The 13,350-nt window shown below is 67.7% G+C and carries 11 protein-coding genes and 3 pseudogenes; 6 read left to right on the top strand and 8 right to left on the bottom strand.

The window, feature by feature from the left end:
- Window positions 1-61: 61 nt before the first annotated feature.
- Both NKF06_RS03810 and NKF06_RS03805 read left to right on the top strand, forming a co-directional pair.
- Window positions 62-307, top strand: coding sequence for a ferredoxin (locus NKF06_RS03810; RefSeq protein WP_058827459.1), 246 nt, complete (start codon window positions 62-64; stop codon window positions 305-307).
- A gap of 253 nt (window positions 308-560) precedes the next feature.
- Window positions 561-1,352, top strand: a pseudogene (locus NKF06_RS03805) (hypothetical protein); the annotation flags it as partial.
- 92 nt (window positions 1,353-1,444) lie between these two features.
- Here the strand turns inward: NKF06_RS03805 and NKF06_RS03800 are convergent.
- Both NKF06_RS03800 and NKF06_RS03795 read right to left on the bottom strand, forming a co-directional pair.
- Window positions 1,445-2,023 (bottom strand): ATPase involved in flagella biogenesis, encoded by a 579-nt coding sequence (locus tag NKF06_RS03800; RefSeq protein ID WP_042665303.1) that lies wholly within the window; start codon window positions 2,021-2,023, stop codon window positions 1,445-1,447.
- A gap of 95 nt (window positions 2,024-2,118) precedes the next feature.
- Entirely contained in the window at window positions 2,119-2,577 is a 459-nt protein-coding gene (locus NKF06_RS03795; RefSeq protein ID WP_253244569.1) for a DUF2391 family protein, read from the bottom strand.
- 124 nt (window positions 2,578-2,701) lie between these two features.
- Here NKF06_RS03795 and NKF06_RS03790 point away from each other — a divergent pair, with 124 nt between their 5' ends.
- Window positions 2,702-3,382 carry a class I SAM-dependent methyltransferase gene (locus tag NKF06_RS03790; protein WP_253244568.1) on the top strand — a complete coding sequence of 227 codons (681 nt, stop codon included), beginning with the start codon at window positions 2,702-2,704 and terminating at the stop codon, window positions 3,380-3,382.
- A gap of 45 nt (window positions 3,383-3,427) precedes the next feature.
- Here NKF06_RS03790 and NKF06_RS03785 read toward each other — a convergent pair.
- The 3 genes and pseudogenes from NKF06_RS03785 to NKF06_RS03775 form a co-directional block, all read right to left on the bottom strand.
- Window positions 3,428-4,566: pseudogene (locus NKF06_RS03785) on the bottom strand (ABC transporter ATP-binding protein).
- A gap of 94 nt (window positions 4,567-4,660) precedes the next feature.
- Window positions 4,661-6,376 carry an iron ABC transporter permease gene (locus NKF06_RS03780; RefSeq protein WP_058827464.1) on the bottom strand — a complete coding sequence of 572 codons (1,716 nt, stop codon included), beginning with the start codon at window positions 6,374-6,376 and terminating at the stop codon, window positions 4,661-4,663.
- Between the two features lie 9 nt (window positions 6,377-6,385).
- Window positions 6,386-7,531: a thiamine ABC transporter substrate-binding protein gene (locus NKF06_RS03775; protein WP_253244567.1), complete on the bottom strand. Its 1,146-nt coding sequence runs from the start codon at window positions 7,529-7,531 to the stop codon at window positions 6,386-6,388.
- A gap of 130 nt (window positions 7,532-7,661) precedes the next feature.
- Here NKF06_RS03775 and NKF06_RS03770 point away from each other — a divergent pair, with 130 nt between their 5' ends.
- Entirely contained in the window at window positions 7,662-8,717 is a 1,056-nt protein-coding gene (locus tag NKF06_RS03770) for an AI-2E family transporter (RefSeq protein WP_253244566.1), read from the top strand.
- A 9-nt stretch (window positions 8,718-8,726) separates the two neighbouring features.
- Here NKF06_RS03770 and NKF06_RS03765 read toward each other — a convergent pair whose 3' ends face one another.
- Window positions 8,727-9,503 carry a rhodanese-like domain-containing protein gene (locus tag NKF06_RS03765; protein WP_058568798.1) on the bottom strand — a complete coding sequence of 259 codons (777 nt, stop codon included), beginning with the start codon at window positions 9,501-9,503 and terminating at the stop codon, window positions 8,727-8,729.
- Window positions 9,504-9,754: 251 nt separating this feature from the next.
- Between NKF06_RS03765 and NKF06_RS03760 the strand changes: the two genes are divergently transcribed.
- A complete protein-coding gene (locus tag NKF06_RS03760) occupies window positions 9,755-10,615 on the top strand; it encodes a sulfurtransferase (RefSeq protein WP_058827468.1) in 861 nt (286 codons plus the stop codon).
- Window positions 10,616-10,668: 53 nt separating this feature from the next.
- Here NKF06_RS03760 and NKF06_RS03755 read toward each other — a convergent pair whose 3' ends face one another.
- Window positions 10,669-12,111, bottom strand: coding sequence for a TIGR00366 family protein (locus NKF06_RS03755; protein WP_253244565.1), 1,443 nt, complete (start codon window positions 12,109-12,111; stop codon window positions 10,669-10,671).
- A 209-nt stretch (window positions 12,112-12,320) separates the two neighbouring features.
- Here NKF06_RS03755 and NKF06_RS03750 point away from each other — a divergent pair.
- Window positions 12,321-12,919, top strand: a pseudogene (locus NKF06_RS03750) (transcription antitermination protein).
- 144 nt (window positions 12,920-13,063) lie between these two features.
- Here the strand turns inward: NKF06_RS03750 and NKF06_RS03745 are convergent.
- Entirely contained in the window at window positions 13,064-13,333 is a 270-nt protein-coding gene (locus tag NKF06_RS03745; protein ID WP_042665326.1) for a hypothetical protein, read from the bottom strand.
- Window positions 13,334-13,350 lie beyond the last annotated feature (17 nt).

Here is a 13,350-nt window from a genome sequence, read left to right as displayed (position 1 = left end):
CGACGCCGACCCACGCCCCCGCGTCGGCAGGGCTTTGTACGGCCCGGCGGTACGATGGCACATGAAAGTCGAGTACGACCGCGACACCTGCATCGGCATGTTCCAGTGTGTCGACGAGTGGGAGGGCTTCGAGAAGAACGTCGACGACGGCAAGGCCGACCTCGTCGACGGCGAGGAGACCGACGACGGCGTCTTCGTCCGCGAGGTTCCGGCGGACGCCGAGTTCGACGCGAAGTTCGCCGCCCGCGTCTGCCCTGTCGAGGCCATCCGAATCCTCGACGACGACGGCGAACAGCTCGTTCCCTGACTGCGACACCGACGACGCCACCGATCTCTCTCGCTTTTCCGGCGCGACCGAACCGTGTGACCGACGACCGTGGGGCGCGTCCTCGAACCCCTCCGTTTCGACTGGAGATTCGGGCGACGATAGAGTGTAAAGGTTAAGCGGCGGGCCCCTAATCGTGCCACTATGAGCCAAGCGACGAAAATCGTGCTCGGTACCGTCAGCGTGTCGGCCCTGCTGGCCGTCGTGTTCGTCGGGATGAGCATCGCCTGAGCGGATGTTCGAGACGCGCACCCTGCCGTCGGACCTCGAATCGGTCCGCGACGAGTACGCCCCCGGCGCGCTCGTCTTGGACGTGGCCGGCGACTTCGACACCATTCCCCCGGAGGCCGCGGAGAACCTCGGGCTGGTGGTCGAGTCGCTCTCCCCGGCGGCGTACCCCGCGGAGTGGCTACCAGACGACGCGCCCCAACAGCTCCGGCGCTACGCGTCGTCCGATTTCACCATCGGGATGCCCGGCGACGGCACCGTGACGTGGTCCCGGCAGACCGACCCACCGGTCGTGCTAGTCAAGTACCGCGCGAAGGGCACGCCCGACGACTTCCTTGATTTCCTCATCGCCGAGGCGTTCGTGCAGGCCGGGAACGACGAGATTCCGGAGCACTTCCTCCCCTTCTTCGGCGAGCGCTACCGCGACCTCGCCGCGGCAACACCCCTCGGCCCGAGCGAGACATATCAGGTCGCCGCCGCCCTCTACGAGGGCTGGGTCGGTCTCCACACCCGCGAGGCGTTCGTGTCGTGGGAGGGCGACCACGAGCGCCTCCACGACGCGTGGGTCGACGCCGGCGGCCGACTCGACGACCGACTCGAAAATCTCTCGCGACTCGTCGCGCTCGGCAGACTCTCGTTCGCCGAAGCGACCGAGTTCGCGTGTTCGGCCGTCAAACACGGCCGGGACCTCCCCGCGCCGTTTTCGGCGCTGGACACCGCGGCGTACCGCGACCACGGGCCGAGCTACGCGGTCAAGTGGGCCGAAAAGACGTTCGCGCAACTCGCGGCGGACGACGACACGGCGTCGGACGGCGACGATGCGGCCACCGACGACTCGGACGACGAGCGACTCGGCGTAGTCGGTCGCGCCCGAGCGCGTCGAGTGCCGTCTCAGAACTCGGTCGTGACGGTGCCGTCCTCGTCGAGATCGACGACGCCGTCGAACAGCTCGCGGAAGCGGTCGAGCGTCTCTTGGTCGTGGACCTCCTTCGAGAGGTGGAACAGTCCCACCGCGTCGAACTCGTCGAGGAGTTCGAGAATCTGCTTCGTCGCCTCGAAGGCGCGGTCCTCGTCGGCGTAGTAGGCCATCTCGGTGACCGAATCGACGCTGAGCCGGAGCTTTCCGTCGTGGCGTTCGAGGAACTGCCGGGTCTTCTCGACGATGGCGTCGAGGTCGTCGGGGGCCGCGACGTAGTAGATGTTGTCCGAACTGCGCCGGGAGTAGCCCCGCTCGATAGAGAGTGTGTCGAGGATAGTAGCGCTGGACTCGTCGACCTCGTAGTGTTCCAGCTTCTGTTCGACTTCGCGCGCGGTCGTCCGCGTCGAGATGACGAGGAAGCGGTCGGTGTCGACCTTGAAGAAGTCCGTGTCGATGCGGTCGGTCTCGCCGATGCTCGGATGAAGGAGCAAGATACCTGTGCCGCCCGGAATCGTTTCGGGCGCGTCTTCGATGGCGAGCTCGTAATCCATACCCCAAGCAGTTACCCTGCCGACTTAATCCTTCATGCCGTCCGGGCCGCGGCGTCCCCGAGTCATGGTGCGTGTTCACACCCGACGAATTACGGTCAGAACAGCGAGTCGGCCGTGGCGGCGCCGATGACGCTGAACACCGCGCCGACGCTCGTCGCCTTGAGCGTGATGCGGAGCACCGCGAGGTCGAGTTCGTACCCCAGGACGGTGACGAGGAGCTCTCCCGACACGTCCGAGAGGAACGTTCCCGGCGCGTCGAACGCGAGCGCGAGGATGAACACGGAGAGGTACGAGACGGTGATGAGCGAGATGAACCGGACGGGAATCCCGCCGACCTCGCGCTCTCTGTCGGGGTCGCGGTCGTCGGCCTTGTAGAGCGCGCCGTAGCCGACCGCGAGCACGATAAAGAGGGTGAGAATCGCCTGCGCGAACGACATGCTCCGCGCGAGCACCCACACCTCCTCGGTGACGACGAACGGTCCCGCGAGGAGGAACCCGCCGACGACCTGCTGGGCGGTGTCGGCGAGCGCGAACCGGCGGCGGACTCCGACCATACCTCGTCGTCGTGACGGCGGTAATTAAAAGGCGCGACGGGTGTGTGGCCGAGTCGTTGCTGGATTCGCCGCCTCCGTGCCCCCGGTCCGAACGCATTTTCACCCCGGCGCGCGAGGCTCCGGTATGAGCGTCCGCGACGAGTTCGACGCCTGGGCGGCCGACGGCCGCGACAAGGGCATGGAGGACCGACACTGGCACACCGCGAAGCACGCACTCGCACGGATGCCCGTCGAGGAAGGCGACACCGTCGTCGACCTCGGAACCGGAAGCGGCTACGCCTTGCGCGCGCTCCACGACACGAAGGGCATCGGCCGAGGCTTCGGTCTCGACGGCTCGCCGGAGATGGTTCAGAACGCCCGCGAGTACACCGACACCGACGACCTCTCGTTTCTCGTCGGCGACTTCGACGACCTCCCGTTCGAGGACGACAGCGTCGACCACGTCTGGTCGATGGAGGCGTTCTACTACGCCGCCGACCCGCACCACACCCTCGAAGAAATCGCCCGTATCCTCAAGCCCGGCGGCACGTTCTACTGCGCGGTGAACTACTACGAGGAGAACGTCCACTCCCACGAGTGGCAGGAACTCATCTCCATCGACATGACCCGCTGGTCCCACGCGGAGTACCGCGAGGCGTTCCGCGACGCCGGCCTCTACGTCGCCGAACAGGACTCCATCGCCGACCTCGACATCGACATCCCGGCGGCCGCCGAGTTCCCGACGGACGACTGGGAGACCCGCGAGGAGATGGTCGAGCGCTACCGGACGTTCGGCACGCTTCTGACCGTCGGCGTCGCGCCCTGACGCGGCGCGAAACTGGCACGGAACCGTCCGACTCGCGTTTCCGACCTACTCGACGATGTGAGCCGACGCCAGGGCGAATCCGACCTCCAGCGTCGTCCCGACCTCGAACGCCGCGTCCGACTTCTCGCCGCCGTCTTCGACCGCCACGACGAGTTCCGTCCCGCCCCAGTCGAGCCTGACCCGCGTCGTCGCCCCCTGAAACTCGGTGTCGACGACGGTCCCGCGAATTTGGTTCGTCTCCGCGCCGACCCGGAGTTGTTCGGGTCGGACGCAGAAGGTGAGTTCGTCGCCGGGTGCGGGACGCGCGGGTCGGTCGCCGTCTCTCCCGTCGCTTTCAGCGCGTTCGACGGATACCGGATCACCGCGCCCGAGGACGCGTCGCCCCTCGGCCAGCGTGAACACCGCGTCGCCGACGCCGACGCGAATCCCCCCCCGTTTCCGGTCGAGACTCGACGACCGCGTCGAGGACGTTGTTCTCGCCGAGGAACTCCGCGACGAACCGCGTCCGCGGGCGGTGGTAGAGTTCGCGGGGCCGACCGACCTGCTCGACGCGGCCGCGGTTGAGGACGGCCACCCGGTCTGAGACCGCGAGCGCCTCCGACCTGGTCGTGGGTGACGTACAGCGTCGTCACGCCGAGTTCCGACTGGATGCGCTTTACCTGTCGGCGGAGGCGGTCGCGGAGTCGGGCGTCCAGCGCCGACATCGGCTCATCGAGGAGGAGGAGGTCCGGGCCGGGTGCGAGGGCCCGGGCGAGCGCGACCCGCTGTTGTTGCCCGCCCGAAAGCGAGTCGGGGTCGCGGTCTTCGAACCCCGCGAGGTCGACGAGGTCCAGCAGTTCCGCGACGCGCTCGTCGCGGGAGCCGCCGCCCGGCGGGTCGGTAAAGCGGAGACCGTAGGCGATGTTCTCGGCCGCGGTGAGGTGCGGGAACAGCGCGTAGTTCTGGAACACGACCCCGACGCCTCGCGACTCGGGCGCGACGCCGGCCATCGACTCGCCGTCGAAGCGGACGGTCCCCTCGGTCGGGGCTTCGAAGCCGGCGATACAGCGGAGCGTGGTCGTCTTGCCGCAGCCAGAGGGGCCGACGAGCGTGAAGAACTCGCCGTCGTCGACCGACAGCGAGACGGAATCGAGCGCCGTCGCCGACCCGTAGCGCTTGGACACCGCGTCGAGTTCGAGTCTCACGGGTTCGCCTCCGAAGTCACGTGCTTCCCTCGCCGGCGGACGGTCATAATTCTCACTTCCCGCGGCTCGCCCTCGTCTTGTTCTCCGGGCTCCCTCATAGCTCGCCCCACCGGCCGCCGAAGCGGTCCACGACGAGGAAGCTGGCGGACGTGACGAGAAGCAGGAGACAGCCCATCGCCGTCGCGGGGCCGAGCCGTCGCCCGAGGAACCGCTCGACTGCGATGGGCATCGTGTAGCTCCCCGCGCCCTCCGCGAGGATGATTGTCGAATCGAACTCGCCGATGCTGATGGCGACGGCGAACGCCGCGCCCGCGACGACGCCGGTCCAGACGAGCGGCAGTTCGATGTCAACGAGCGCGCGGGTTCTGGTCGCGCCGAGCGACCGCGCGGACTCCACGAGCCGGCCGTCGAGCCGGGCGAAAAGCGGCGCGACGTTCCGGGTGACGAACGGGTACGCGCCGACGGCGTGGGCCGCGACGATGGCGAGCGCGCCGGTGACGCGGATTCGCGTCCCAAGCACGTCGACGCCGAACACCAGCCCGCGGAGCAGGCCGAGGCCGACGACGATGCCCGAGACGGCGAAGGGAGCCATCGAGAGCACGTCGATGAGCCCGCGCCCGCGGTACCGGCGGGTCGTGAGGACGGCCATCGTCACGCCCATCGGGACGGCCACGACGAGCGTCCCCGCGGCGAAGGCCAGCGAGTTCAGGATGGCCGGGAGGGGCTTGACCTGAAAGCTCGCGCCGGTCGCCTGCCGCTCGGCGAGGAAGGCGTAGTTGGCGAGGGTGAAGCCGCCGTCGCCGCCGGTGACGCTCGCCAGAATCATGCTGGCGATGGGGACGACGAACACCAGTCCGACGACGAGGGCGTAGCCGGCGATACCGGCCGTTCGGAGCGTCGATTTCGGCGTCCAGTCGGTGGGGAGAACGGACCGGCGAGGAAGCGGATTTGCCGCGCCGCCGGCCGACCGCTGGCTCGCCTCGTACCGGAGGTAGACGGCGGTCAGCGTGATGGAGATGACCGTCTCGATGACCGCGAGGCTGGCGGCCTCGGCGTACGCGAGGTCTCGCACCCGCGAGTAGATGAACACCTCGATGGTCGCCAGTTGGAAGCCGCCGAGCGCGAGGACGATGGGGAACGACGCGAAGGTGAAGATGAACGTCAGGGTCGCGCCGACGCCGATAGAAGGCAGGAGCTGTGGGAGGACCACGTCGCGGAAGGCCCGCCGCGGACTTGCGCCGAGCGAGCGGGCGGTTTCGATGGTCCGGGCGTCCACGCTCTCCCACGCGGCGGTGACGACGCGGGCGACGAGCGGGGCGTTGTAGAACGCGTGGGCGACGATGATGGCTTCAAGCGTGAACAGCAGTTCGACCGGCGGGAGGCCGACGGCGGAGAGCGCGCGGTTCAACGTCCCGTTGCGGCCGAACGTCGCCACGAAGCCGATGGCGACCATGATGGAGGGCATGACGAACGGGAGGATGGTAAGCGAGCGGAGCGTCTCGCGGCCGCGGAACTCGAAGCGCGAGAACAGCCACGCGGCGGGGAGGCCGAGCGCGAGGCTGGCGAGTGTCGAGTAGAATGCCTGTTTCGCGGTGAACCAGATGATGTCGACGAGGTAGAACTCGCTCGTCAGAATCGCCGTGATGGGTTCGATAGTGAGCCGGCCGTCGGCGAGGACGGCGTCGGCGAAGACGGTGGCGACGGGGTAGTAAAACAGGACGAGGAGGACGACGGCGGTGAGCGCCGCGACGAGGGTGAGCAGCCGCTGTTCGAGGGCGCGGGCGACCCGGCGAACCGACACGCGGCTCACCGACTCACCTCACTTTCTGGCGAACTCGCGGGCCCACGCGTCGGTCCAGTCACTCAGGTTGTCCTGAAGCCGGTCGTAGGAGAACGTGACGGCTTCCGGCGGCTCTTGGGCGTACTGCGCGAAGTCCTCGGGCAGTTCCGCGGTGGTCGTCGCCGGGAACTGGACGTTGCGGACGGCGATTTCGGCCTGCACTTCGGGCCGGAGCATGAAGTCCATGAACTCGGCCGCGAGGTCGGGGTTCGACGCGTCGGCGAAGGGAGCCATCCCTTCGGGGTTGGCGTAGCCCTGGTCGTTCAGGAAGCGAATCTGGTGTTTCGCCATGTCCTCGCCGGACTCGGCGGCGTACACCTGGTCGGTCGAGTACGAGACGACCATCGGGGCCTCCCCGTTCGAGTAGGCGTTGTAGGAGTCCTCCCAGTTGCCGAGGACGCGGACGTCGTTTTCCTTCAGGCTCGCCCAGTAGTCGAGGTAGCCGTCTTCGCCCTTGGCGTCGATGGTGTGGAGCAAGAACGCCTGTCCCGTCGCCGACGACGTGGGGTTCTGCGCGAGGAGCGCGCCCGCGTACTCGGACTCCAGTAGGCCGTCGAACGTCTCGGGGGCGACGAAGTCGCCGTCGCCGTAGGTCTCGTTGTAGACGAGCGAGATGTAGCCCGTGTCGTAGGGGACCGCGCGGCCCTGCGGGTCGAAGTTCAGTTGCTCGTTCACGTCGCCGAGTCGGGACAGCCCCTCAGCGGGCGAAAACAGCGCCTCGTCGAGGTTCTCGTCGATGCGGACGAGCATCTGCGCGTCGAGGCCGACGTAGAGGTCCGCGCCGGACTCGACGCCCTGGAGGGCGCGCTCGATGTAGTAGTTCACGCCCGAGTCGGGCGTCTGCCACTCCAGCGTCGCGTCGAATTCGGACTCGAACGTCTCTTTCAGCCACGGGCCGGGGCTCGAACTCGGTGCGTCGACGAACGAGCCGTAGGTGCCGACGGTGAGCGTCGGCGACTCGCCGCCCGCGGTCGTCCCTTGGGTCGTCGTCGCGGTCGCGGTCGTCTCGGTCGCGTCGCCCGAAGCCTCGGTCGTCGTCTGTTCGCCGCCGGTCCCGGTACAGCCGGCGAGGAGCGCGGAGACTCCCCCCGCCCCGGCGGCCTTCAGGAAAGTGCGTCGTCTCATTACTCGGTTGTTGCACTCTGTGGTACTTAACGGGAGTGATGTCCTCGGAGGCGGATAAACGGCCGAATCCGTCGATTTCGAGGCTCGTCACGGGAGAACGACTTTACACTCGGCGGGAGTATCATCGGAGATGACTGGTTCTCGTCCGTACGTCCTCGGCGGTGTGCTCGCCCTGTTCGCGCTTCTCGCGGCGGTCATGCTCGCGGACGTGTTGGCGACGGTGTTTTTCGCTATTACTGTCGCCTATCTGCTCGTCCCCCTCAGGCGACGCCTCGAAGCGCGCGGGGCTTCCCGATGGGTCGCCAGCCTCGCCGCAACCGTCGTCGCGGCGGTCGGCGTCGGCGTCGTGCTCGCGCCGCTCGTCGTCATCGTCTTCCTCCGCCTGAGCGACATCCTCGAACTCGCGGCGCTCCTGCCCGACGTGGTGACCGTCGAGTTCCTCGGAATGGTCGAGACGGTGACGCTCGACGACGTGGTTGCTGTCGGTCTCAACCTGCTCCAGTCGCTCGGCCGCGCCGCCGCAACCGCCGCGCCCGTGGTCCTCATCAAACTCACGCTGTTCGGCTTCCTCGTGTTCTCGCTGCTCCTCAGCGGCGACGCCGTCGGGCGGACGCTCCTCGCGCTGGTCCCCGCCGACTACCGGGATGCGGCGACGGCGCTCAACGAGCAGGCCCGCGAGACGCTGTTCGCCATCTACGTCCTGCAGGCAGCGACCGCCGTCGGCACGTTCGCCATCGGCCTCGTTGTCTTCTGGGCGCTCGGCTACGACTACGTCGTCACGCTCGCCACGGTCGCGGCCGTCCTCCAGTTCATCCCCATCGTCGGGCCGAGCGTCCTGCTCGCGGCGATGGCCGTCTACCACGTCGCGGTCGGCGACCTCGTCGCCGCTGCGCTCGTCGTCACGGTCGGCGGGTTCGCGGTCGCGTGGCTCCCGGACATCCTGATTCGCCCGCGACTCGCGAAGGAGACCGCCGACCTGCCGGGGAGCCTCTACTTCGTCGGCTTCGTCGGCGGCCTGCTCAGCCTCGGCCCGGTCGGCATCATCGCCGGTCCGCTCGTCGTCGCCCTCCTCGCGGAGTCCGTGGACCTGCTCGGCGCGGAGTTACGCGTCGACGACGGCGGAGGCGACGAGACCACGGACGGCGACGGCACCGGCGACGACGCGGCCGAGCCGAACTCCCCGTAATCTCGCCTGTCAGCCCTCGACGACCGCGCCGTCACGTTCCTCCCACTCGGTGAGACTGCCCTCATAGAACGCCACGTCGTCGTAGCCGAGGTGCGAGAGGACGACGTAGGTGTGGCTGATGCGCCGGGCGGTGTTGCAGTAGAGGACGACCCGCCGGTCCGGGGTGACCCCCGCGGCGTCCAGAATCGAGTCGAGTTCGTCCCGTGGCTTCAGCCCGCGCGTCTCGTCGTCGACGAGTTCGCGCCAGTCGAGGTTGACCGCGCCGGGGAGGTGACCCTCGTCGTACTCCGCGGGGTCGCGGGTGTCCACGATGACGGTCTCCGGGTCGTCGAGCGCGGCCTCGACGGCCTCGAAGTCCACGAGCGGCGTCTCGGCCGGCTCGGTTATCTCGTAGACCGTTCCCTCGACTTCGGTCGCCTCGGTCGTTGTCTCGCGCTCGCGGTTCCACGCGCTGAAGTCGCCGTCGAGGAGGTGGAGTCGCTCGGGGTCGTGCCCGTACAGGAGCGCGGTCACGAGAAAGCGGGCCGCAAAGACGCCGTGGGTATCGTCGTAGGCGACCACGTCGTCGTCGGCCGCGACGCCAGCGCCCGACAGGAGGTCGGTCCACGCGTCGCGGCCGGGGAGCATTCCCACGTCGCCGTCGGCGCTCCGGAACTTGTCAAACGGTATCGACACCGCGCCGGGGAGGTGCCCGATGCCGTCGAACTCCCAGCCGTCGCGCACGTCCACCACGCGCACGTCGCCGAGTCGGTCCGCGAGCCACGTCGAAGAGACCACGTCTACCATGTCCCCACGTTTCCGGGCCGCGGATTTAGGTCCGCCCCTCTTCGCACCCCTCGCCACGTGTCCGGGGTAGCGGATGTTGTTGCTGGTTCCGTCGGATACCGGGTTGAAATCGCCCGAGGCGGCCGTTCTCCGAGCCACTTTCGCCGTCTCCCCTACGATATTTGGGATAATATTGCCGCATCACCCGAGGTCAGGCCGTACATGCCGTCGCTGTGAGAGTTATGGGCCTCCCTGTTGTACAGAGAAACGCGATGTCAAACTCCGATTACGCGAAGGACGTACTCGTCTCTGCGGACTGGGTGGAGAGCCACCTCGACGAGTTCCAGAGTGACGACCCGGCGTACCGACTCGTCGAAGTGGACGTGGACACCGAGGCGTACGACGAGAGTCACGCCCCCGGTGCCATCGGGTTCAACTGGGAGTCCCAGCTGCAGGACCAGACGACCCGCGACGTGCTGACCAAGGAGGACTTCGAGGACCTCCTCGGCTCGCACGGTATCTCCGAGGACTCCACGGTCGTTCTCTACGGCGACAACTCCAACTGGTTCGCCGCCTACACCTATTGGCAGTTCAAGTACTACGGCCACGAGAACGTTCACCTGATGAACGGCGGCCGCGACTACTGGGTCGACAACGACTATCCGACGACCGACGAAGTCCCGTCCTTCCCGGAGCAAGACTACACCGCCAAGGGTCCCTTCGAGGACATCCGCGCGTACCGTGACGACGTCGAGAAGGCGGTCGACAAGGGCCTTCCCCTCGTCGACGTTCGCTCGCCCGAAGAGTTCTCCGGCGAGATTCTCGCGCCCCCGGGACTGCAGGAGACCGCCCAGCGCGGCGGCCACATCCCCGGCGCGAGCAACATCTCGTGGGCCGCGACCGTCAACGACGACGGCACCTTCAAGTCCGCCGACGAACTCCGCGACCTCTACGCGGACCAGGGCATCGAAGGCGACGAGTCCACCATCGCCTACTGCCGCATCGGCGAGCGCTCGTCCATCGCGTGGTTCGCCCTTCACGAACTCCTCGGCTACGAGAACGTCACCAACTACGACGGCTCGTGGACGGAGTGGGGCAACCTCGTCGGCGCGCCCGTCGAGAAGGGTAACTGAGCCGCCTCGGCCTCAGTTCGATTCGAACCCGACTGTACGGTTCTTTTTGCGGTTCACATCGGCAGGACGCTGATGCCGACGGCGACGAGCACGCCCGCGCCGAGAAGCACCATCACGCAGTAGCCCATGATGTCGCGGACGGACAGGCCGCTGATGGAGAGCAGCGGGATGGCCCAGAAGGGCTGAATCATGTTGGTCCACGCGTCGCCCCACGAGGCGGCGACGGCGACCCGCGGGATGGACTCGCCGGACGCCTTCGCGGCCGTGACGAGCGTCTCGCCGATGACGGCCCACTCGCCCCCGCCGGAGGGGACGAAGAAGTTCACGAGACCGGCGGTGAAGAAGGCGAAGGCCGGGAGCGTCCCGTCGGGCGCGACGGCGACCATGCCCTGTGCGATTTGCGTGGCGAGGCTGACAGAGCCCTCCGGCGCGTAGGCCATGATGCCCATGATGCCCGCGTAGAAGGGGAACTGGAGGATGATGCCCCAGACGTTCTCGACGGCCTCGACGATGGCCTCGATGTACGCCTTGGGTGTCCCGTGGAACAGCAGGCCGAGGAAGAGGAAACCGAAGTTGACGATGTTCAGGTTGAGGTTGTTCCACGGCATCGTCCCGTTCTGGATTCCCTCGAAGAAGTACAGGCCGACCGCGAGCAGGCCGACGAGGCCGATTGCCACGCCGATGCCGAGCGAGTGCTCGATGCGCGTCGCGAGCGAGGCGTCCTCGGGGACGGCGGTGGAGGCCCACCCGCCCGTCGCCTGCTCGCCGCCGTCGGTCGCCGTCTCGAACTCCGCGGGGTCGATGGGCGTCTTCTTCGCGTCGTCACTCGGGTACATGAGCGCGAACAGCGCCGGCAGGAAGAGGAAGCCGACCGCGACGACCAACACGAGGTTGGCGACCGTGAAGATGGTCCCGCCGGTGCCGAACGTCGTGTCGAGGATGCCCGCCTCGATGAGGAAGTTCCCCTCGGTGTTCAACAGGAGCGGAATCGACCCCGCGAGACCGCCGTGCCAGACGACGAACCCGGAGTACGCCCCGGCGACGACGATGGGGAAGTCGATGCCGCGCATCTCGGTCGCTATCTTCCGGGCGAACAGCGCCCCGACGACGAGGCCGAGACCCCAGTGGACGAACGACGCCGCGGCGGCGACGACCGGCACCATCGCGGCCGCGCCCCGCTCGGTGTTCGGGACGCCCGCGAGGCGCGTCAGGAGCCAGTCCACGGGCTTCGTCTGCGCGAGCGCGTAGCCCGTCATCAGGATGAGCGTCATCTGCATCCCGAACGAAAGCAGGTTCCAGAAGCCGCCGTACCAGCCGTCGATGAGAAGGTTCCCGGCGTGTCCGACCGCGCCGACCCCCTCGGCCGGCGCGACCGACACCAGCGCCAGCACGAACGCCACCCCGGTCAGGATGATGGCGAACAGGAACGCGTCGGGGAGGTACTGTTCGACCAGTTCCGAACTGCGCTCCGCCGCCTGCCTGATAGCGTTTGTCATAGCCCGGATTACTTCATGATAATACAATATATAATGTTTAATATTCGGACGAGTTCGGATCGGTCAAATGTCGGGTGAGGCCCGACTCATCGGCTGTCGAGGCTCCGGCCGGAACCGACGGTCACGGTCACCGTGGAGGGCCGTCGCGGACCCGCGCCGGACTCGCCGCCGCCGATGGGTACAAACCCGAGACGAACATACGGGGGCGTATGTCCGAACTCCTCGACACCCTCCGCGACGACCACGAGACGCCGCTTTCCCGACTGGGCTCCTCGAAGGCGCTGTACGCCGTCACCGGCGGCGAGATGGACGGCGACGCGGTCCGCACGGCCGCCGCGTCCGAGGCCGCGGCCGCCGCCGACCTGTTCGACTGGTGGGCGGACGACGAACCGAACGACGAGGCTGCCGCGCTCTTTTCTGACCTCGCCGACACTGCCCGCGAGCACGCCGACGCCGTCGATGCGGAGCCCGACGGCTCGAAGCCGAACGTCTACGACGTGCTCGCCGAGTTCGAGACGACTGACGGCCGCCTCGGCGGCGCGCTCGCCCGCGCGCTCGTGTCGCTGAAGACCGTCGAGCAGATGGTCGGCTTCTTCGTCGGCGACGCGGACCCGATGGCCGCCAACGACTTCCGCACGCTCAAGTCCGACCTCAACGACCAACTCGACACGCTCGAAGCCACCATGACGACCTCGTCGAAGACGACGCCGTCGCCCGCGAGGCCGCCGACGCGGTGGTCGAAGCCGCCTACGACGAGTACGTCGAGACGCTGGAAGGCATGGGCGTCAAGCCGAAGAACGTCTGCTAACTCACTCGCTCTTTCGCATCTCCGGGTCGCGGAGCGACCCACTCGCCGTAAAATCTGAGCCCTCAGTCCCCGAGTGCCGACAGCGCCGACGCGCGGCGTAACGGGAGAGCTCCAGTAGAAACGAGGGGGTTTGTCAGACGGTCGTCAGACGCCGGGGACTCCCTTGCGGTATTCGAGGACCTCGCTTCGGGCCTCGCGGACCGTCTCGGCGACGTCGCCGTCGAGGTTCTCGGCGAGTTCGTGGAGGACCGTCATGTGGCGGGCGAGTCGCCCGTGGTCCGGTCCCTGCTCGCGCGTCGCCAGCTTCGCGAGCTGGTCGGACTGTTCGTAGAGTCGCTCCTGCACGTCGCCCTCGGTCGCCTCGGCGGCTTCCTTGAGCAGGTTGCTCGCGCGTTCGAGTTCGGCTCGCGTCATACTGGATTATTCGATAG

Source organism: Haloferax sp. AB510, from assembly GCF_024136985.1.
Lineage (GTDB): Archaea > Halobacteriota > Halobacteria > Halobacteriales > Haloferacaceae > Haloferax.
Note: the sequence above shows the minus strand (reverse complement) of the source record. Positions and strands in the feature narration are given on the sequence as shown.

Coding starts and splice junctions, on each gene's coding strand:
- NKF06_RS03795 (WP_253244569.1), bottom strand. CDS start 2,577: ATGGTCGGAGTCCGCCGCCGGTTCGCGCTCGCCGACACCGCCCAGCAG.
- NKF06_RS03770 (WP_253244566.1), top strand. CDS start 7,662: ATGACTGGTTCTCGTCCGTACGTCCTCGGCGGTGTGCTCGCCCTGTTC.
- NKF06_RS03760 (WP_058827468.1), top strand. CDS start 9,755: ATGTCAAACTCCGATTACGCGAAGGACGTACTCGTCTCTGCGGACTGG.
- NKF06_RS03800 (WP_042665303.1), bottom strand. CDS start 2,023: ATGGATTACGAGCTCGCCATCGAAGACGCGCCCGAAACGATTCCGGGC.
- NKF06_RS03775 (WP_253244567.1), bottom strand. CDS start 7,531: ATGAGACGACGCACTTTCCTGAAGGCCGCCGGGGCGGGGGGAGTCTCC.
- NKF06_RS03745 (WP_042665326.1), bottom strand. CDS start 13,333: ATGACGCGAGCCGAACTCGAACGCGCGAGCAACCTGCTCAAGGAAGCC.
- NKF06_RS03790 (WP_253244568.1), top strand. CDS start 2,702: ATGAGCGTCCGCGACGAGTTCGACGCCTGGGCGGCCGACGGCCGCGAC.
- NKF06_RS03755 (WP_253244565.1), bottom strand. CDS start 12,111: ATGACAAACGCTATCAGGCAGGCGGCGGAGCGCAGTTCGGAACTGGTC.
- NKF06_RS03765 (WP_058568798.1), bottom strand. CDS start 9,503: ATGGTAGACGTGGTCTCTTCGACGTGGCTCGCGGACCGACTCGGCGAC.
- NKF06_RS03810 (WP_058827459.1), top strand. CDS start 62: ATGAAAGTCGAGTACGACCGCGACACCTGCATCGGCATGTTCCAGTGT.